The 19,260-nt window shown below is 67.4% G+C and carries 20 protein-coding genes; 9 read left to right on the top strand and 11 right to left on the bottom strand.

What is annotated here, in order from left to right; all coding sequences use genetic code 11:
- Positions 1 to 16 precede the first annotated feature (16 nt).
- Positions 17 to 985, bottom strand: a complete 969-nt coding sequence (gene glpX / locus HZY97_RS10795; protein ID WP_180143450.1) for a class II fructose-bisphosphatase — start codon at positions 983 to 985, stop codon at positions 17 to 19.
- A 151-nt stretch (positions 986 to 1,136) separates the two neighbouring features.
- Between glpX and HZY97_RS10790 the strand changes: the two genes are divergently transcribed.
- Together HZY97_RS10790 and HZY97_RS10785 are read left to right on the top strand one after the other, a co-directional pair.
- Entirely contained in the window at positions 1,137 to 1,496 is a 360-nt protein-coding gene (locus HZY97_RS10790; protein ID WP_180143448.1) for a hypothetical protein, read from the top strand.
- Positions 1,497 to 1,552: 56 nt separating this feature from the next.
- Complete coding sequence (locus HZY97_RS10785) at positions 1,553 to 1,867, top strand: hypothetical protein (protein ID WP_180143447.1); 315 nt, start codon at positions 1,553 to 1,555, stop codon at positions 1,865 to 1,867.
- Here the strand turns inward: HZY97_RS10785 and HZY97_RS10780 are convergent.
- The 3 genes from HZY97_RS10780 to HZY97_RS10770 form a co-directional block, all read right to left on the bottom strand.
- A complete protein-coding gene (locus HZY97_RS10780; protein ID WP_180143446.1) occupies positions 1,864 to 3,156 on the bottom strand; it encodes a homoserine dehydrogenase in 1,293 nt (430 codons plus the stop codon). The genes HZY97_RS10785 and HZY97_RS10780 overlap by 4 nt on opposite strands.
- A gap of 164 nt (positions 3,157 to 3,320) precedes the next feature.
- Positions 3,321 to 4,271: an isopenicillin N synthase family oxygenase gene (locus HZY97_RS10775; protein ID WP_180143445.1), complete on the bottom strand. Its 951-nt coding sequence runs from the start codon at positions 4,269 to 4,271 to the stop codon at positions 3,321 to 3,323.
- Positions 4,272 to 4,394: 123 nt separating this feature from the next.
- Positions 4,395 to 4,895 (bottom strand): hypothetical protein, encoded by a 501-nt coding sequence (locus HZY97_RS10770; RefSeq protein WP_180143444.1) that lies wholly within the window; start codon positions 4,893 to 4,895, stop codon positions 4,395 to 4,397.
- A 106-nt stretch (positions 4,896 to 5,001) separates the two neighbouring features.
- Between HZY97_RS10770 and HZY97_RS10765 the strand changes: the two genes are divergently transcribed.
- The 5 genes from HZY97_RS10765 to HZY97_RS10745 all read left to right on the top strand — a co-directional run bounded on the left by HZY97_RS10765 (position 5,002) and on the right by HZY97_RS10745 (position 8,814).
- Entirely contained in the window at positions 5,002 to 6,234 is a 1,233-nt protein-coding gene (locus tag HZY97_RS10765) for a multidrug effflux MFS transporter (protein WP_180143443.1), read from the top strand.
- A gap of 77 nt (positions 6,235 to 6,311) precedes the next feature.
- Complete coding sequence (locus HZY97_RS10760; protein ID WP_180143442.1) at positions 6,312 to 6,650, top strand: DNA primase; 339 nt, start codon at positions 6,312 to 6,314, stop codon at positions 6,648 to 6,650.
- A gap of 39 nt (positions 6,651 to 6,689) precedes the next feature.
- On the top strand, positions 6,690 to 7,280 hold the full coding sequence (locus HZY97_RS10755; RefSeq protein ID WP_180143440.1) for a YdeI/OmpD-associated family protein: 591 nt from the start codon (positions 6,690 to 6,692) through the stop codon (positions 7,278 to 7,280).
- A gap of 208 nt (positions 7,281 to 7,488) precedes the next feature.
- Entirely contained in the window at positions 7,489 to 7,896 is a 408-nt protein-coding gene (locus HZY97_RS10750; protein WP_180143438.1) for a biopolymer transporter ExbD, read from the top strand.
- Between the two features lie 69 nt (positions 7,897 to 7,965).
- Positions 7,966 to 8,814: an MliC family protein gene (locus tag HZY97_RS10745; RefSeq protein WP_180143435.1), complete on the top strand. Its 849-nt coding sequence runs from the start codon at positions 7,966 to 7,968 to the stop codon at positions 8,812 to 8,814.
- Position 8,815: 1 nt separating this feature from the next.
- Here the strand turns inward: HZY97_RS10745 and HZY97_RS10740 are convergent, their stop codons facing one another.
- On the bottom strand, positions 8,816 to 9,019 hold the full coding sequence (locus HZY97_RS10740; RefSeq protein ID WP_180143433.1) for a hypothetical protein: 204 nt from the start codon (positions 9,017 to 9,019) through the stop codon (positions 8,816 to 8,818).
- Positions 9,020 to 9,084: 65 nt separating this feature from the next.
- On the opposite strand from HZY97_RS10740, the gene HZY97_RS10735 reads away from it, so the two are divergent.
- Positions 9,085 to 9,477 carry a thioesterase family protein gene (locus HZY97_RS10735; RefSeq protein WP_180143431.1) on the top strand — a complete coding sequence of 131 codons (393 nt, stop codon included), beginning with the start codon at positions 9,085 to 9,087 and terminating at the stop codon, positions 9,475 to 9,477.
- Positions 9,478 to 9,668: 191 nt separating this feature from the next.
- Here the strand turns inward: HZY97_RS10735 and ppc are convergent, their stop codons facing one another.
- Together ppc and HZY97_RS10725 are read right to left on the bottom strand one after the other, a co-directional pair.
- A complete protein-coding gene (gene ppc / locus HZY97_RS10730; protein ID WP_180143429.1) occupies positions 9,669 to 12,341 on the bottom strand; it encodes a phosphoenolpyruvate carboxylase in 2,673 nt (890 codons plus the stop codon).
- A gap of 79 nt (positions 12,342 to 12,420) precedes the next feature.
- Positions 12,421 to 13,404: a L,D-transpeptidase gene (locus tag HZY97_RS10725; RefSeq protein ID WP_257215007.1), complete on the bottom strand. Its 984-nt coding sequence runs from the start codon at positions 13,402 to 13,404 to the stop codon at positions 12,421 to 12,423.
- Between the two features lie 127 nt (positions 13,405 to 13,531).
- Between HZY97_RS10725 and HZY97_RS10720 the strand changes: the two genes are divergently transcribed.
- Positions 13,532 to 14,380 carry an oxygenase MpaB family protein gene (locus HZY97_RS10720; RefSeq protein ID WP_180143427.1) on the top strand — a complete coding sequence of 283 codons (849 nt, stop codon included), beginning with the start codon at positions 13,532 to 13,534 and terminating at the stop codon, positions 14,378 to 14,380.
- Here the strand turns inward: HZY97_RS10720 and HZY97_RS10715 are convergent.
- The 4 genes from HZY97_RS10715 to gyrB all read right to left on the bottom strand — a co-directional run bounded on the left by HZY97_RS10715 (position 14,377) and on the right by gyrB (position 19,214).
- The gene (locus tag HZY97_RS10715; RefSeq protein ID WP_257215006.1) at positions 14,377 to 14,760 is read right to left on the bottom strand and encodes a septal ring lytic transglycosylase RlpA family protein; all 384 of its coding nucleotides are present in this window, start codon (positions 14,758 to 14,760) and stop codon (positions 14,377 to 14,379) included. The genes HZY97_RS10720 and HZY97_RS10715 overlap by 4 nt on opposite strands.
- Positions 14,761 to 14,921: 161 nt before the next feature.
- Positions 14,922 to 15,713, bottom strand: coding sequence for a DUF4198 domain-containing protein (locus tag HZY97_RS10710; protein ID WP_257215005.1), 792 nt, complete (start codon positions 15,711 to 15,713; stop codon positions 14,922 to 14,924).
- A 94-nt stretch (positions 15,714 to 15,807) separates the two neighbouring features.
- A complete protein-coding gene (locus tag HZY97_RS10705; RefSeq protein WP_180143421.1) occupies positions 15,808 to 16,530 on the bottom strand; it encodes a hypothetical protein in 723 nt (240 codons plus the stop codon).
- A 155-nt stretch (positions 16,531 to 16,685) separates the two neighbouring features.
- A complete protein-coding gene (gyrB, locus tag HZY97_RS10700; protein ID WP_180144491.1) occupies positions 16,686 to 19,214 on the bottom strand; it encodes a DNA topoisomerase (ATP-hydrolyzing) subunit B in 2,529 nt (842 codons plus the stop codon).
- Between the last annotated feature and the right edge of the window lie 46 nt (positions 19,215 to 19,260).

Below are 19,260 nucleotides of genomic sequence, written 5' to 3'. Positions count from 1 at the left end.
GATGACGAGGGGTGGATCAGATCCGATGCTCGCCCTTCACCCAGCGCACCGTGCCCGAATGCGCGCGCATCACCACGCTCTCGGTGGTCATCTTGCCGGCGAAGCGCTTCACGCCCTCGAGCAGCGAGCCGTCGGTCACGCCCGTCGCAGCGAAGATGCAGTCGCCCTTGGCGAGCTCGGTCAGGTCGTAGATCTTGTCGAGATCCTCGATGCCCCATTTGCGGGCGCGGGCGCGCTCGTCGTCGTTGCGGAAGATCAGCCGGCCCTTGAACTGGCCGCCGACGCAGCGCAGCGCCGCGCAGGCGAGCACACCCTCGGGGGCGCCGCCCTGACCCATATAGACGTCGATCGTCGTCTCGGGATTGGTAGTGGCGATCACGCCGGCCACGTCGCCGTCGCCGATCAGCACCACACCGCAACCGATGCCGCGCAGCTCGGCGATCAGCTTCTCGTGGCGCGGGCGATCGAGCACGCAGGCGATGATCTCGTGCGGCTGCACGCCCTTGGCCTTGGCGATCGCATGCACATTCTCGGTCGCCGATTTGGCAAGGTCGATCACGCCCTCGGGATAGCCCGGGCCGACCGCGATCTTGTCCATGTAGACGTCGGGCGCATTGAGCAGGCCGCCCTGCTCGGCCACCGCAAGCACCGCCAGCGCATTGGGGCCGGCCTTGGCGCAGATCGTGGTGCCTTCGAGCGGATCGAGCGCAATGTCGATCGCCGGGCCCTTGCCCTGCGCCGCACCGACCTTCTCGCCGATGAACAGCATCGGCGCCTCGTCGCGCTCGCCCTCGCCGATCACCACCGTGCCGTCGAGATAGAGCTTGTTGAGCGCATCGCGCATCGCTTCGACGGCGGCGGCGTCGGCCGCCTTCTCGTCGCCGCGGCCGGTGAGCGTCGAGGCGGCGATCGCCGCCGCTTCGGTCACGCGCACCATTTCGAGGACGAGGACGCGGTCAAGCGCGTGGCTGGCGGTCTGCGACATGAACTGGAGTACCCCGGCGGTTGGAACTTGGGGCGGCGATTAGGCAGGGGCGCGCCACTTGTCGATGCCGCTAACGTTGTCAGGCGGCGATGTCCGCAATTCCGCCATATCGTTGCGCTAGCGAAGCGGTTCCGGGGGCGGAGGATGTGCGATGCTTTTCCATGCCTTGCTGCTGCTCGCCCAGGATCAGTCGCCGCCGGCCACCCCGGCCGAGGCGATGGCGATGCATCGCCAGCACTGGTCGGCCAATCCGGAGTGCAAGCGCGCCCGCGACGAGAATGAAATCGTCGTCTGCTCGCGCCGCGAGGCGGACCGCTACCGAGTGCCGCTGGCGACGACCTATGCCGACCCGGACACCGACGCAGGCAGGCTCACCCGGCTGTTCGACGGCGCGGACGGGCATGCGCCGTGCGGCGAGGGTGCCTTCACCGTGCGCTGCGGATCGGTGGGCGTGACCGCGACGGTGAATTCGCGCGGCGTCCATTACGTCCGGCGCGATCTCGCACCCTGAGGGACACCGAAGGCAAGCCGTGCGTTGGGCGCGGTGAACCTCATTCGGGAGCTCCCATGCTGCTTCTCGCTCTGGCGCTGTCCGGCGCCGTCACCACTGCCGACAATCCGCAGCGCTATCGGAAGGCGCGGACGACGCGCGTGGCGCGCATCACCCGCATCCCGGCCCGCGCCGCGCCGACGCGCAGCGTGCTGGTCGCGACGCCGACCGATCCGAACACGCGCTACCGGCTGCCGCTGGCCAGCACCGAAGTCGTCGATCCCAAGACCGATGCAGTGAAGAGCACCGGCATGGCCTGTGGCACCACCGGCGCACCCTGGTGCCCGCGCGACGGCCGGACCGTGCTCAAGACCAGTCTCGGCGACAATTAACCCGCGAGGATATGCATCCACATCGGCTCGCCGGTGAGGCTGGCCGATCCGCGCAGCTTGTCGAGCGCTTCGGCGACCGCGCGCTCGGGCCCTTCATGCGTGACGATGGCGACGAGCACGCTGCCGTCCGGATTGGCGCCGCGCTGCATCAGGCTCTCGATCGACACGCCGGCGTCGCGCATCGCTGCGGCGATCTCGGCGAGCACACCGACCTTGTCCGCCACGGTGAAGCGCACATAGGCGCGGCCGGTGCGCTCGCCGGCATTGGCGGCGTTCTGGCTGGCAAGTGCGGTGGCGGGCATCGCATAGGGCGGGCCGAATTCGCCGCGCGCGATGTCGATCAGATCGGCGACCACGGCGGAAGCGGTCGGGCCGTCACCGGCACCCGCGCCCTGGAACAGCAGCCGGCCGACGAAATTGCCCTCGGCGACGACCGCGTTGGTCGATCCCGTCACATGCGCCAGCGGATGGCTCAGCGGCACGAGGTGCGGGTGGACGCGCTGGAACAGCCCGCCCGCGCCGGCATCGGCCACGCCGAGCAGCCGCACCCGGTAGCCGAGCGCCGCCGCCTCGGCGATGTCCGCCGCGATGACGTGGCGCACGCCGGTGATCGCTACCTGGTCGAACGCCGGCTGCGTGCCGAAGGCCAGGCTGGCAAGGATCGACAGCTTGTGCGCGGCATCGACGCCGTCGATGTCGAAGCTGGGATCGGCTTCCGCATAACCCAGCCGCTGCGCTTCGCTCAGGATATCGGCGAAGTCGCGGCCCTCGGCTTCCATCTTGGACAGGATGAAATTGCAGGTGCCGTTGAGAATGCCATAGACGCGGGCGATCTCGTTCGCCGCGGCGCCTTCGCGTAGCCCCTTGATCACCGGCACGCCGCCAGCAACCGCCGCTTCGAACTTGAGCGCGAGCCCGGCGTTTTCCGCGGCGCTGGCGAGCTCGAGGCCATGATGCGCGATCATCGCCTTGTTGGCGGTGACGAAGCTCTTGCCGCCGGCGAGCGAGGCGCGGGCAAGCGTGAGGGCAGGGCCGTCCGATCCGCCGACCAGTTCGACCACCACATCCGCCTTGGGATGGCGTGCCAGCGCGGCGGTATCGTCGACCCAGTCGAAGCGCGAGATGTCGACGCCGCGATCCTTGGCGCGGTCGCGCGCCGAGATCGCGACCACTTCGATCGGCCGGCCGGCACGGCGGGCGATCAGTTCGCCATTCGCGTCGATCAGGCGGATAACGCCCGCGCCGACGGTGCCAAGGCCTGCAAGTGCGATACGAAGCGGTTCGGTCATGATCTCTCTCACTCCCCTCCCTGGAAGGGAGGGGTCGGGGGTGGGTTGCGAGCAACGCGAGCTTGACGCCCGACATGAAAGCGACGGCCGAGGCATCGAGCCTCGTCCGCCGCTGACCCACCCCTAGCCCCTCCCTTTCAGGGAGGGGAAGCAAGTTTTGCTTGTTACTTCTTGATCAGCCCGATCTCGACCAGCCGCTCGAACAGATAGTCGTGCGCGCTGATCGGCTCCGGATAGCGGTTGGGGCTTTCTTCGGTGATCGTCGACGGCAGCGTCTCGATCATGAAGTCCGGCGCGGGATGCAGGAAGAAGGGCATCGAGTAGCGCGCGGTGCCGCGGCGCTCGACCGGCGGGTTGACCACGCGGTGCGTCGTCGAGGGCAGATAATGGTTGGTCAGCCGCTGCAGCATGTCGCCGACATTGACCACCATCGCGCCCTGGGGCGGCTTGACCGCGAGCCAGCGCCCATCCTTGTCGAGCAGCTCGAGCCCGGCTTCCTCGGCACCGAGCAGCAGCGTGATCAGGTTGATGTCCTCATGCGCGCCCGCGCGCACTTCGGGGGCATCGGCCGCCACCGGCGGATAATGGAGCAGGCGCAGCACCGAATTGCCGTCCTTCACCGCCCGGTCGAACCAGTGCGGCTCGAGCCCGAGATAGACCGCGATCGCCGAGAGCAGCCGGTCGCCGGCATCGTCCAGCGCCTGGAACAGCTCGAGGAAGGTTTCCTTGAAGCCCTCGGGCGCATGCGGCCAGATGTTCGGCGCCATGTCCTTCTCGAAGCGGTGGCCCTTGGCCAGCTCGCGGCCGATATGCCAGAATTCCTTCAGGTCGACATGCGTCGCACCCTTGGCGATCTCGGTCTTGAACGGCGTCAGCCCGCGCGCGCCGCCGCCGCCGGGAATGTGGTATTGCCGCTTCTCTTCCTCGCTCAGCGCGAAGAATTCCTTGGTCTTGGCCCAGGCGCGGTCGATCAGTTCCTGCGGCACGCCGTGATCGGCGACCATCGCGAAGCCGAAGCGGCGGAACGACTGGCCGAACTTCTGCGCGAACCCCTCGGGGTCGTTCGCCTGCTCGGCCATCGAGACGAGAGGCACCTCGTCGAGAATAGTAGCCATTTTATCGAGTCTCCTTGGGTCCAGTTAGACCCGCCGATGCCGGCGCGACAAGAGGCGCGCCGGCTCGGGTTGCACGGGCGCATGACTCGTTTCGGGGCCGTGTGAATTGCGCGGCGTCAAAGCCTAGCTGCCGACGATCTCCATCCGGCCCTTGGTCTTGTCGCCGCCATCGGCCGAGAGATTGATCGTGAAGCTCTCGCCATCGTCGGTGGTGCCGGCGAAGCCGTCGCCCTGGGCCGCGAACTTGAAGTTCTTCGCGGTCAGCTTGTCGCGGAACCAGGCCTGGACGGTGGCGAGCGGGGCGGGGCTGGAGAAGGCGGCGGTCACCTTGCCCTCGTCCTTCTTGTCGCCGGCATGATCCTGCGCGTCGATGTTGAAGCTGGTGATCGCCGAGTTCGGGTAGAGCTTCACACCGTCCATGTCGAAATTGTCGGCGGTCATCTTGATCGCGGGCACCTTGAAATTGCCCTCGAAGCCGCCGCCCTTGATCGCGACGGTGCCGTTGTTCATCGCGAAGGTCGAATTCTCGCCATCGTCGGATGTCGCGTTGATCGTGACCGAGGTGCCCTTGCCGTCGCAGGCGGCGAGCGCGAGGGGAAGCAGCAGGAGCGGCAGGGTACGCATCGACGAGTCTCCAAAAGGCGTATTATCGAAGCAATACACTAACAGATGCGGGAATCGGGTGCAACAAGGGGGTGACGCGCGCCGTCCGATGCGTCATTTGCGCGCTATGGAAGAGCCGCACCTCACAGCGCAGTCGCAGAACAAGGCGCCGCTCGGCTTTGTCGAGTTCGTCACGCTGGTTGCAGCGATGATGGCGCTGACGGCGCTCGGCATCGATTCGATGCTGCCCGCGCTCCCGGCGATCGGCACGAGCCTGGGCGTCGATTCGCCCAACCATCGCCAATATGTGATCACGGCCTTTCTGATCGGCTTCGCCTTCGCCCAGCTGATCTACGGCCCGCTCTCGGACCGCTATGGCCGCCGGCCGGTGCTGGCGCTGGCGCTGCTGTCCTATGTCGTCACCAGCGTGGTGGCGGCGGCGTCGGGGAGCTTCATGCTGCTGCTGATCGCCCGCGCGGCGATGGGCGCATCGGCCGCGGGCGCGCGCGTCGTCTCGGTCGCGCTGGTCCGCGACTGTTTCGCCGGCCGGGCGATGGCGCGGGTGATGAGCCTGGCGATCATCGTGTTCATGGCCGCGCCGATCTTCGCGCCCAGCCTCGGGCAGCTCGTGCTGTTCTTCGGGTCGTGGCGACTGATCTTCTGGGCGGTGGCGCTCGTCGCCACGCTGGTCGTCGCCTGGTTCTGGCTGCGCATGCCCGAGACCCTGTCCGAGGATGCGCGCCTGTCGCTCAACCCGCGCCGGGTGCTGGCCGATTACGCGCTGATGCTGCGCGACCGCCAGGCGGTGGGCTACACGATCGGCATCACCTTGCTCTCGGGCGGGCTGTTCGGCTTCATCGGATCGGTGCAGCAGGTGATGGACGAGGTGTTCCACGCGCCGAACCTGCTCGCAGTGGTCTTCCCCTGCGTCGCCTCGACGATGGCGCTGGCGTCGTTCCTCAACTCCTGGCTGGTGATGAAGATCGGCATGCGCCGCATCTCGCACACCGCGCTGGCCGGCGTGATCCTGTTCGCGGCGCTCCACCTCATCGTCTCGCTCAGCGGCCATGAAGCGCTGTGGAGCTTCATCCTGCTCCAGGCGCTGATGATGGGCTGTGTCAGCCTCTCCACCTCGAACTTCTCGGCGATGGCGATGGAGAAGATGGGCGAGATCGCCGGTACCGCGGCAAGCCTCCAGGGGTTCGTCAGCACGCTCGGCTCGGCGCTGATCGGCGCGGCGATCGGCCAGTCGTTCAACGGCACCACCGTGCCGATCTATGCCGGTTTCCTGCTTATGGGCGTCACCGCTTTCGTGGTAGTAGCCGTGACAGAGCGCGGACGGATGTTCCGCCCCAGCTAGGGAACGCTCGGGCCTCACCGCCGTTCGCACTCCGAAGGCTCTGCCGTCGTGGCGGACGCACAACATGAGGACAGGCGATGGGTGGCTTTCAGGTTCCGGGGCGTGGTCCAGGCGATGACGGGTTCGACGAGGAAGGCTATGACGAGAGCCAGCGCGCCGAGATCCTCGAGGCAACCAACGACGGCCCCAGCGACGGCAATCTCCTGACCGACCTGTCGCCCGATCTCGGCGACGACGAGGATGACGACGAAGACGATCTCAACATGGTCGACGACGAGATCGGCGAAGAGGACGACGATTCCGAGCAGGACGAGCGCGCCCAGTCCGAGGACGAGGTCCAGGACGATTTCGACGAGGACGACCTCGACGATGATGACGACCTCGACGACGCCGACGAGGATTCGCTCGAACCCTGATCTTGACCTGCGCTCCGGGGCGGCAGACCATGCCGCCCCATGAGCAGGGATCCCCGGGTAGACGCCTATATCGCGGGCCGCGCCGAATTCGCGCAGCCGATCCTCTCCTGGCTGCGCGCGCGCTTCCACGCCGCGGTGCCCGAGGTGGAGGAGACCTTCAAATGGTCGCACCCCTTCTTCATGCTGCAGGGCAAGCCCTTCGCCAACATGGCGTCGTTCAAGGCGCATGCGAGCTTCGGCTTCTGGAACCGGCAGGACAATGAGACCGGCAAGGAAGGCGAGGCGATGGGCCAGTTCGGCCGCATCGAGTCGCTCGCGGACCTGCCGGGCGAAGCCGAGATCGAGCAGCTGATCCGCGAGGCGGCCGCGAAGCTCGGCGAGGGCAAGCCCGCGCGTCCCAAGGCGGCGCCCAAAAGCGAGGCCGAAGTGCCGCCCGAACTGGCCGAAGCGCTTGCCGCCGACGATGCCGCCGCCGCCACGTTCAACGGCTTCCCGCCGAGCTGCCGCCGCGAATATTGCGACTGGGTCGCCGAAGCCAAGCGCCCGGAAACCAAGGCCAAGCGCGTCGCCGACGCCGTGGAATGGATGCGCGAAGGCAAGCGCCGGAACTGGAAATACGAGAATTGCTGAGCGCCTGAAATCCTCCCCCGGAGGGGGAGGGGGACCAGCGCAGCTGGTGGAGGGGTATTCTCCACGAGCGATGATGTTTGCGGCGCGCTACCCCTCCACCACCAGCTGAAGCTGGCGGTTCCCCTCCCCCTCCGGGGGAGGATTTGAGTAGTTGCCATCCCCATCTCGAATGATATGTTACATCATCATAAGTGAGAGGAGAGGTGCCATGGCCCGTTTTGCCCGCATTCCCGAACCCGTCCCGATGAGCGCGATGAACGTCACGCCGTTTATCGATGTGATGCTGGTCCTCCTGATCGTGATGATCCTCTCGATTCCGATCGCCACCAACCAGGTGCCGATCGAGCTGCCCTCGGGCCCGAACCTCACCACCGATCCGCTGCCGCCCGCCGTGCTCGGCATCGACAGGCAGGGCGCATTGTTCTGGAACGGTGCGACGATCCCCGACGCTGCGCTTCCCGAGAAGCTCGCCGCGCTCCAGCAATCGGGCGCCGCGCTCCACATGCAGACCGACCCCGAGGCGCGCTATGAGCGGTTCGACGGAATCCTCGCCACGGTGAAGCGTGCCGGCATCACCAAGCTGGGATTCGTCGGCAACCGCCCACTCGAGGACTGACGGAACAGGCGCATCCGGCTAGACGTTCGTTACGCCTATGACGATTGGCCTGATGAAAGTGAATCCCGGATGCGCCTGACCCTTATTGCCCTGCTCGCGCTGGGCGCCTGCACCAGCCAGCCCCAGCCCCCCGAAAACAAGGTCGTACAGAGCGAAGAGACCAACATCACCGACGACGCCTCGCCCGCGCCGCTCGACAAGCATCCGATCAAGCCCGACGCCAAGCCGACGCCTGCGGCGGCGCCCGCTCCGGCCAGGACCCCCGATGTGGTCAGCGAAGCGCCCTTCACCGAAGACAGCGCGCAGGGCGCGGCCAATGTCGTCCAGACCTATTATGCGCTGCTCGGCGAGGGAAAATATGGCCAGGCCTATGCGCTATGGGGCGCCGGCGCCGCGGGGATGAGCCGCGAGGCGTTCGCCGCGAGCTTCGCCAAATATCGCGACTATCATGCCGAAGTCGGCGCGCCCTCGGCAATCGAAGGTGCGGCGGGATCGCGCTACGTCACCGTGCCGGTGCGCGCCTATGGCAATCTCAAGGCCGGCGGCCCGTTCAACATGCGCGGCAGCGTGACGCTGCGCCGCGCGGTGGTCGACGGCGCGACGCCCGAGCAGCGCCGCTGGCACATCAGCGGCAGCGATCTCAAGCCGCGCCCCGGCGAGACGCCGCCCGCAACGGTCGACAACCGTTCGCAGGCGCGCTTCCGCTGCATCGACGGCGTCCGCATCGTTGCGCGCTTCGATCCGGACAAGGGCCAGGTGATGGTCATCCGCGCGGGCAGGAGCGTCGTGCTCAAGCAGCAGCGCATGGCCTCGGGGATCAGCTATTCGGACGGGCGCACGACCTTCCGCGGCAAGGGCGACAACATGTCGTTCGAAGCGCCCGGCCAGCCGCCGATCGCCTGCACCGTGATCCGCTGAGTTACTGGCCGGCGAGGTTGGCCAGGATGGCGAGATCGGCATCGCTGACATTGGTGCCGGTCGCGTCCTGCAGCGCCGCGGCGGCCTGATGGCTCTCCTTGTCGCCGAAACCGACAAAGGTGACGGCAGTGAAGAGCACGCCGGCGGCCCAGAACAGCGCCTTCCAGCGGCTGCGGAAGATATTGGAGGGGCGGCGCGGGATCATCGTGCCGGAATAGCGCCAAGCGATGAAGGCTGCGCTTCCAAATCTGGTTAAGCTAGAAGGGGCGCATGACTCCGTACACCGCGACCATCACCGCCACGCCCGAGGACATTGACGAGCTCGGTCACGTCAACAATGCCGTGTGGGTGAAGTGGATCCAGGATGTCGCGGTCGCACACTGGTATGCCGTCGCCGCGCCCGAACATAGCGACGCCTATATGTGGGTCGTGACCCGCCACGAGATCGATTATCGCGGCAACGTCACTGCCGGCGAGACGGTCACCGCCGAGACCTGGGTCGCCGAGCCGCCGCGCGGCGCGCGCTTCGACCGGCACATGAAGTTCACCGGCGCCGACGGCAAGGTCCGCGTCGAGGCGAAGACCACCTGGGCAATCATCGAGCGCGCGAGCGGTCGGCTGATCCGCGTGCCGCCGGAAGTGGCGGCGCCGTTTCTCGCCTGAAAAATCCTCCCCCACAGCGAAGCGGCGGGGGAGGGGGACCATTTGCGCAGCAAATGGTGGAGGGGGCGCGCCAAAGGTGCGTCCATCGCGGGCCGAGAGTTCAGGACGGCGCGGCTCTGCCTCGCCGCCCCCTCCGTCATGCTGCGCATGCCACCTCCCCCGCCGCTGCGCTTTGGGGGAGGATTTGACGATCACCCGCTATTCCTCAGCGCCGTCGCAATCGCGTTGATCGACAACAGGATCCCCTCACCGATCCGCGGATCGTCCTCGCCCGCGCGGTGGCGCTTCAAAAGCTCGATCTGCAGCAGGTTGAGCGGCTCGATATAAGGCAGCCGCAGCCGGATCGAAGTCTCCAGCCCGGCATGCTTCTCGAGCAGCCGGGTCTGGCGCGTCGCCTGGAGCAGCCCGTCATGTGTCTGCTGCCAGCCGTCGCGGATCCGGCCGAAAATGCCGTCGCGCAGCGCCTTGTCCTCGACCAGATTGGCGTAATGCGCGGCGATCTCCATGTCGGACTTGGCCAGCACCTGCTCCATGTTCGCCATCGTCGAGGCGAAGAGCGGCCAGGCCGTCGCCATCTCGCGCAACAGCCCCTTGTCCTCGAATGCCTCGATCGCCTGGCCGACGCCGTACCAGCCCGGCAGCATGATGCGCGCCTGCGCCCAGCTGAACACCCAGGGGATGGCGCGCAAATCCTCGATCGCGTCGCTCTTCTTGCGGCTCGCCGGGCGCGAGCCGATCTTGAGGCCGGCGATCTCGGCGATCGGCGTCGCCTGGCGGAAGAACTGGCGGAAGCCTTCGGTCTCGTAGACCAGCCCGCGATAGGCCTTGAAGGCGGTATCCGAGAGCTGGTCCATCGCCGCGGCGAAACGCTCGGCATCGGCCTTGTTCAGCTTCTCGGGCTCGAGGCTGGCGAGCAAAGTCGCCGAAGCCATCGCTTCCAGATTGGTCCGTGCGCTCTCGCGCGTGCCGTATTTCGCGGCGATGATCTCGCCCTGCTCGGTCACGCGAATCCGGCCCTGCACCGTGCCCTTGGGCTGGGCGAGGATCGCCGCGAAGCTCGAGCCGCCGCCACGCCCGACCGCGCCGCCGCGGCCATGGAACAGCTGCATGCCTAGGCCCGCCTTGGCGAACACCGGCTCGAGCGCTGTCGAGCCGCGCGACAGCTGCCAGGTCGACGTGAGGTAGCCGCCGTCCTTGTTCGAATCGGAATAGCCGATCATCACTTCCTGGTGGCCGCGCTTTGCCGCGATCGCCTTCACTTCGGGCAGGCCGAGCCAGGCTTCCATGATCGCCGGCGCGCCTTCGAGATCGGTGATCGTCTCGAACAGCGGGATCGCCATGATGTGCGCCTGCGGTTCGTCGCCGGGAATATAGAGCCCGGCTTCCTTGAGCAGGATATGGACCTCGAGCAGGTCGGACACCGACTGCGCCATCGAGACGATGTAGTGCGTGATGCACTGGCGCCCGTATTTGGCATGCGCCTGCGCCGCTGCGCGGACGATGGCGAGCTCGGACGCGGTCTCTTCCGAATATTCGGCATAGGGGCTGGTCAGCGGGCGGGCGTTGGCGAGCTCCTTGCGCAGGATCTCGACGCGCTTGTCCTCGGGGAGCGACGCATAGTCCTCGACCACGCCGCCTGCCTTGAGCAGCTCGGCGATGACGCGCTCGTGCACCGCGCTGTTCTGGCGCATGTCGAGCGTGGCGAGATGGAAGCCGAAGGTCTCGACCGCGCGGATCAGCCGGCCGAGCGCGCCGCCGGTGGCGAGCGGGCCGTCGCCTTCCTCGGCCAGCGCATGCGCGATCGCGACCAGCTCCTCGCGGAACTCACCCGGATTGGCATAGGGTTCGGCGGCGAGCGCGGCAGGGCGCGGCGGGGCCTTGCCGGTCAGCTTCTCATGCGTCGCGGCCAGGCGCGCATAGACGCCGGTGATCGCGCGGCGATAGGGCTCGTCGGCGCGGCTCTTGGCCTCGTCATGGCTGGCTTCGGCGAGCTTGAGCAAAGCCTCGCTCACCGCGACATGCTCGGTCGAGATCGACAGCTCGGCGCCGAGCGCATGGACCGCGTCGAGATAATAGCCGAGCACTGCTTCGCCCGCGCGCGCCAGCGCGAACTGCATCGAATCGGCAGTGACGAAGGGATTGCCGTCGCGGTCGCCGCCGATCCAGCTGCCGGGGCGCAGGAAGCTCGGCGCGCGGCCGCCCAGCGCCCGGTCCCAGCGCGCATAGAGCGCGGGAAGCACCGGCAGGAAGATGTCACGCAAATAGGACAGCGCGGTCTCGACTTCGTCGGCGACGCCCAGCTTTTCGCGGCGCAGGACGCGCGTCTGCCACAGCAAGGCGATCTGGCGCAGGATCGCTTCCTCGACCTGGTCGCCATCCTCGGTCTCGGCCACGCCGCGGTCGCGCAGCAGCATCAGCTCGGCGATCCGGTTCTTGTGGTCGATCATCGACTTGCGGCGCACTTCAGTCGGGTGCGCGGTCAGCACCGGCGCGACCAGCGCATGGTCGAGCAACTGCATCACCGCCTCGCGGCTGATCCCTTCGCCCTCGAGCCGCTTGAGCGCCGAGGCGATGTCGGCATCCTTCTCGCTCTCCACGCCCTGGCGATCCTCGGCGAGGTTGGCGAGCATCGAGAACAGCATGAAGCCGCGGGTGAAATCGAGCGTCTCGTCGAGGCTCAGCCGGTCGAGCCCGCGATCGACCGATCCCGATCCCGCCACGCCGCGCGCGCGATCGACCGACGTGGATCGAATATACTCGATGCGCTTGAACAGCTCCTCGCCGCCATAGGCACGGATCACGTTGCCGAGGAGCCGACCGAGGAAGCGAACATCCTCGTTATTTGCGATTGCGAGGCTAGCCATGAGGCGCGTTGCTGCACTGCAAGATGTTACGGGGTCAATGCGAAAGCGCTTGGGGGTGCGTTTAGTTTCGCTTTTCCGCTCAGCGCGCGACGACCGAGCTGTCCTCCAGCCAGCCGCCGACGCCCGGGTCATTCTCGATCAGCGCGTCCGGGTCCTGCGTCGGCGGCGCGAGATCGGCGCCGAGGCCGAGCGAATCGGGGATCACCACCAGCGTCGTGCCCGGCCCGACCACCCCGGCCAACGCGCGGCGGAACGGGTCGCTGCCCTGGAAGCGGGCGGCCTCGGGCGCCGCGGCACTGGAACCGGCACTGCCCTCGCCGGGCAAGGTCATGCGCTTCCAGCGATAGTCGCCCGCGACCACGTCCTGCAGCACATAGGCCTGCATCCGGTCGATCTGCCCGTCGAACGCCACCGGTGCCGATCCGATCTCGACGCCGCCGCGCAGCACCACCATCCGCCGGTCCGCGCCGCTGACCACGATCGAGACCGGGCCCGCGGGCGCCAGCTCGGGCCGCCACACTGCCGGGCCGGCGGGGAAGGCGGGCGAGAGCGGGTTGGCGCCGATGCGCAGCGCCGGTGCCTGGTTGGTGACGATCACCGTCATGCCCAGCTCGGTCTCGTCGAACAGCAGCCGGGCAAACTCGCTCGGCAGGCGGATGCAGCCATGCGAGGCGGGATAGCCCGGCAAATTCCCCGCATGCAGCGCGATCCCGTACCAGGTCAGCCGCTGCATGAACGGCATCGGTGCGTTCGAATATTTGCTCGAGCGGTGCCACTTGGCTTTCTGGAGGATCGTGAACACGCCCGTCGGCGTGCGATGCCCCTCGCGCCCGGTCGAGATCGTCGAGACTGCGATCGGCACGCCGTTGCGGTATGCGACCACGCGCTGCGTCGCGATGTTCACCACCACCAGCATCGGCCCGCGCGGCGCGATCTCGGGCACCCAGAGGAATTGCCCGGGCTGCAGCCGCTCGACCACCGCCATCACATTGCCCCCGCCGATCGGCTGCATCTGCGCGGCGCCCGCAGTGGCGAGCAGCCCGGTGGCCAGGGTGAGCGACAAGGCGCGGAATCGCTTCGATCGCAGCAAGAATCACCCCCCGGATTTGGCGTCATGACAGCATAACAGTCCGGTGGCGCAACGAAAACGGGCGGTTGCGGGAAAGCTGTTAGTCCCTAGCTTGGCGTGCATGAGTCCCGCTGACGGCATCGCAAAACGGCTGCGCGGCGCGCTGATCGGTCAGGTGCGCGCGGTGTTCAACGATCAGGACCGCGGCGAGAAGCCCGTCCAGCGCAAGCCCGACGAGAGCCTGTTCGGCCCGAAATCGGTGGTCTGGCGCGTCCACGGCGACGTCACCACGATGATGGTCGGCGGCGTCACTGCGCTGCTCCTCCAGATGCTCCACCCCGCGGTGCTAGCCGGGGTCTGGGACCATTCGACCTTCCGCGGCGACATGCTCGGCCGCCTGCGCCGCACCGCGCGCTTCATCGCGGTCACCACCTATGGCTCAGCTGCCGAGGCCGAGGCGATGATCGACAAGGTCCGCGACGTCCATACCCGGGTGAAGGGCGTCCTGCCCGACGGCACGCGGTACGCGGCCGACGATCCCCATCTCCTCGCCTGGGTCCATGTCACCGAGGCAGTGAGCTTCCTCGACGCCTGGATCCGCTATGCCGAGCCGGGCATGAGCCTGGCCGATCAGGACGCCTATTTTGCCGACTTCGCTCGCATCGCAGAGGCGCTCGGGACGATCGACGTCCCACGCACCCGCGCCGAGGCCAATGCGCTGATCGCGCGGATGCGCCCCGAGCTGGTGGTCGACGCGCGCACCCGCGAAGTCGCGCGCATGGTGCTCGACCAGCCCGCGCCCAGCATGGCGGTGAAGCCCTTCCAGGCGCTCACCTTCGGCGCTGCGGTTGATTTGCTGCCTGATTGGGCGCGGACGATGCACGGCCTGCGCGGCACCGGCCTCGCGACCCCGGCAGTGCGCATCGGCACGCGCGGCGTCGCCGAGACGCTGCGCTGGGCGTTTCGCTAGTCCTCGGCGGTCCCGGTCGCTTCGTCTTCCACCAGCGCGAGCGAGACAGTGCCCCGGCCCCGGCGGGCCAAGCCGATTTCCGTGGCGGCCGCGCGCGAGACATCGATCAACCGGCCTTTGCCCCAGGGGCCGCGGTCATTGATCCGGACGATGACGCTGCGCCCGCTCTCGACGTCGGTGACGCGCACGCGGGTGCCGAAGGGCAGGCTACGATGCGCGGCGGTAAAGTCGCTGGGGTCATAGGCTTCGCCGCTCGCGGTGCGCTTGCCGGCAAAACGGTCGGCATAATAGCTGGCCTCGCCCGTCGCGATCGCGGCGGCGGGCGCCAGGCCGGGTGCCTTGGCATGCGAAATCGCGCAGGGTGAAAGCAGCATTGCCATGGCGGCAAATGCCATCCTCCGCTCGAACCTTGCCCCCATTGCCCGTGTCCCGTGTTGCCCGGGGGCAGGCCTGTCGCCGATCGGTGAACAAATCCACACCGGCGGGCCGAAGCTGCGCCATATCGTGGTTGTGCGGCGACGAACCGCACCACCGCTGCCGCTCAGGCGGCGTCGAACGCCAGCGTATAGGTATAGCTGCGATAGGGCGTCGCCGAGCCCGCCGGCGCCTCGGTGCGGTGGCGCACCAGCATCAGATAGAGGCCGGCATCCTCGGGGCGCAGCGTGAAATTGCCCTGCACGTCCGACGTAACCGTCGCGGCGACCTTCTTTCCGTCGTAGTTGCCCGCCGCGCGGAGCAGCGTGACTTCGGTGCCCGCGAGCGGCTTGCCGTCGAACAACAGCCGGAACTTCGCGTCGCTGCCCGAGGCGATCTCGGAAGGATGGGTGAGCGGCTGTACCTCGAGCGCCGTGCCGATCGGATTGAGCGCCCCCGCGCTGGCGGCCCCGCGCGTCACATAGGCCTCAGCCAGCGTCGTGCTCTGCACCGCGACTTCACGCGCACCGGCCGGCGGGGCGCCATCCTCGCCGGCGATGATCCATTTGCCGCCAACCGCGTACATCTTGCCCATCCGCCCGAGCCGCTGGCCGGTGGTGAGCCGGTAGGTGCCCTCGGCCTTCAAATCCGCTTCAAAGATGGTGAGGTCGCGCAGATAGGTCGGCGCCCCGACTTCGCCCCTGGTGCCATCGGGCCGGATGAAGTGGAACGGCGCATCCTTCATGCCGATCTCGGGCACGAACGCATCCTCGCCGAACGACGACGTGACGGTGACGTGGTCGCCGCCCTTGCCCACGTCGAACAGCGTCGGGAGCAGATAGGGCATGTGCGCCTGGGCCGCGGTGCCCAGCACCAGCGCGCCGATCGCGCCGAGGATCGTGAGTTTGGCAAAGCGCATCATGGCCCCCTTCGATAGACGGGGGATAATTATTGCGAATAACTATCAATCGCAAGTCCGCAAGTTGGATTGCGCGGCACGCCCGCTCCGGCGGCTATCGTCGCGGCGGTCTTGCCTGGCCGGGGAGCGGGGTGATGGCAGGTGCGCCCGGCAGCGGGGCCCAGCTCGTCATCCCGGGCTTCTCCTCGCGCGCCGCGACCTGCGCAGCGGGCATGGCCGGCCGGACGGCGATGGGCTTCGCCACGGCCACCGGCACCGGTACCGGCATTGGCGCAGGCGCGGGAGGAACATAGGCGGGCAGCGCACGGGGAACCGGCTTGGGCTGGAACGCGGCGTGCGGCACCTCGAAGGCGAGGGCCGGTATCACCTGCGCCGGGCGCGTGGGCTGCTCCAGCTCAGGGCCATAGCGCGACATCACGTCCTGCACCGTCAGCGTCATGCATTGCGCCGCACTCGGCATCTCGCATGCCGTCAGGTCGCCGGGCGTGCGCACCGCTCGGATCGTCAGATAGGCGGTTTCGCGATATTCGATTTTGCGAAGCGCGCGATATTCGCGGGTCGTCAGCCGCACCTTCTGCCGCACGATCCGGAATGCGGGCGATCCGGCCTTCGCCGTGATCTCCGCCGCGCGATACAGCGCAGCGGCCTGGCCGTCGGAGAGGCTGTCCGCCGTTCCCATCACTTTCCAGCGGTCCGGCGCTTCCTCGCTGTCGGTATAAGCGCCGCCGGTGAGGATATTGAAGTGGCGATATTTCTGCGCCGAAGCGGTGCCGCTCGTCAGAATAATCGCGGCGATGCCGGCAAGTAGAATGCGCATTTGCCCCTCCTGGATCGGTGGGGAATTAGCCTGCTGACGGCTAAATACGGGTCAATGCGCACAGTTAACGCGCCGGTTCGGCCCGAGAAAGACGTCGGATCGTCAGCGACAAATCGAGGCGAGGCGCGATCGGCCCCGCCTCGACATCATGTCGGTCAGACGTCCAGGTTCGCCACGCTCAGCGCATTCTCCTGGATGAACTCGCGGCGCGGCTCGACCACGTCGCCCATCAGGCGGGTGAAGATCTCGTCAGCGACATCGGCCTGGTCGACCTGCACGACGAGCATCGAGCGGTTCTGCGGGTCGAGCGTCGTCTCCCACAGCTGCTCGGCATTCATCTCGCCAAGCCCCTTGTAGCGCTGGATCGACAGGCCCTTGCGGCCGAACGTCAGCACCGCGTCGAGCAGCTGGCTCGGGCGCGAGACCAGGGCCTCGCCCTTGCCGGCGACGACGGGGAGATCGTCCTCGCCCTCGACGGCAACAGGCGCCTCGGCGGCTTCGGCCGCGGCGGTCGCCTTGGACGAGATCAGCCTGGAGGGCAGCAGATACTGGGCCGACTGTTCGGCGGCGAGCGCGTGGAGCTTGCGTGCCTCGGCCGAGACCAGGAAAGCGGGCTCGACGATGTGGTGATCGGTCACGCCGCGCCACAGCCGCTCGAAATGATAGCCGCCATCCTCGGTGACCCGTGCCGACCAGCGCGCATCGGCGTCGGCCGCGTCGAGCCGGGTGACGACGGTGGTCAGGCTCGCGGCGCGCTGCTCGCGGGTGGCGTTCGGATCGAAGCCGTTGCCGAGCGCCAGCGCCTCGATGATCATCGGATCATAGCGGCGCGGCACATAGCGCATCAGCGTGCGCATGCGGCGGGCATGCTCGATCAGAAGGCGCAGATCCTCGCCGCCGCGCTGCGTGCCCTGCGTGTCGAGCACGGTGCCGCCAACGCCGGCATCGACCAGATACTGGTCGAGCGCCGCATCGTCCTTGAGGTAAACCTCGCTGCGGCCTTTGCTCGCTTTGTAGAGCGGCGGCTGGGCGATGTAGAGGTGCCCGGCCTGGATGATCTCGGGCATCTGGCGATAGAAGAAGGTCAGCAGCAGCGTGCGGATATGCGCGCCGTCCACGTCTGCGTCGGTCATGATGACGATCTTGTGGTAGCGCAGCTTCTCGAGGTTGAAGTCGTCGCGGCCGATGCCGGTGCCCATCGCCTGGATCAGCGTGCCGATTTCGCGGCTCGACAGCATCCGGTCGAAGCGCGCGCGCTCGACGTTCAGGATCTTGCCGCGCAGCGGCAGGATCGCCTGGAAATGGCGGTCGCGGCCCTGCTTCGCCGAACCACCTGCCGAGTCACCCTCGACCAGGAACAGCTCGGACTTGGCCGGATCGCGCTCCTGGCAGTCGGCAAGCTTGCCGGGCAGGCTGGCAATGTCCATCACGCCCTTGCGGCGAGTCAGTTCGCGTGCCTTTTTCGCGGCCTCGCGCGCGGCGGCGGCGTCGATCACCTTCTGGATGATCTGGCGCGCGACGGCGGGGTTCTCTTCGAGCCACTCGGCCAGCTTGTCGGCCATCAGGCTCTCGAGCGGCTGGCGCACTTCGGATGAGACCAGCTTGTCCTTGGTCTGCGAGCTGAACTTGGGATCGGGCAGCTTGACCGAGACGATCGCGGTCAGGCCCTCGCGCATGTCGTCGCCGGTGAGCGAGACCTTTTCCTTCTTCAACGCGCCCGACTTGTCCGCATAATTGTTGATCGTGCGGGTCAGCGCGGCGCGGAACGCCGCCAGATGGGTGCCGCCGTCACGCTGCGGGATGTTGTTGGTGAAGCAGAGGACGTTCTCGTAATAGGAGTCGTTCCACTCCAGCGCGACGTCGATCGTCACATCGTCGCGGGTGCCGGCGATCGCGACGGGATCGGGCATCAGCGGCTGCTTGTTGCGATCGAGATACTTCACGAACGCGGCGATGCCGCCCTCGTAATAAAGCTCGACTTCCTTGATCTCCTCGTGCCGCGCGTCGCGCAGGAACAGGCGCACGCCCGAATTGAGGAAGGCAAGCTCGCGGTAGCGATGCTCGAGCTTCTCGAAGTCATATTCGGTGATCTTGAAGGTCGCGGGGCTGGCGAGGAAGGTCACGCGGGTGCCCTTCTTGCCCTCGGGCGCGGGGCCGAGCACCTTGAGCGGGGCCACGGCGTCGCCGAACGCGAAGCGCATATAATGCTCCTGCCCGTCGCGCCAGATGTTGAGGTCGAGCCATTCGGACAGCGCGTTGACCACCGAGACGCCGACGCCGTGCAGGCCGCCCGAGACCTTATAGGCATTGTCGTCGCTGGTGTTCTCGAACTTACCGCCGGCGTGGAGCTGGGTCATGATGACCTCGGCTGCCGACACGCCTTCCTCGGAGTGGATGCCGGTCGGGATGCCGCGGCCATTGTCCTCGACCGAGACCGAACCGTCCGGATTCAGCTGGATGACGATCCGGTCGCAATGCCCGGCCAGCGCTTCGTCGATCGCGTTGTCCGAGACCTCGAACACCATGTGGTGGAGGCCCGAACCGTCGTCGGTATCGCCAATGTACATGCCGGGACGCTTGCGCACTGCGTCGAGGCCCTTGAGGACCTTGATCGAGTCTGCGCCGTAGCTGTTCTGGTTCGGGGTATTTTCGGGAGTGGTGTCGTCGCTTGCCATGCCCAGCATATAGGTATTGGCGACCCAAAACGGAAGCAAAATAGGGCCTGTGCGG

The sequence above is a fragment of the Sphingomonas sp. R-74633 genome, from assembly GCF_013416555.1.
Lineage (GTDB): Bacteria > Pseudomonadota > Alphaproteobacteria > Sphingomonadales > Sphingomonadaceae > Sphingomonas.
The sequence above is the reverse complement of the archived record's forward strand: the minus strand, read 5'-3'. Positions and strand labels throughout refer to the sequence as shown.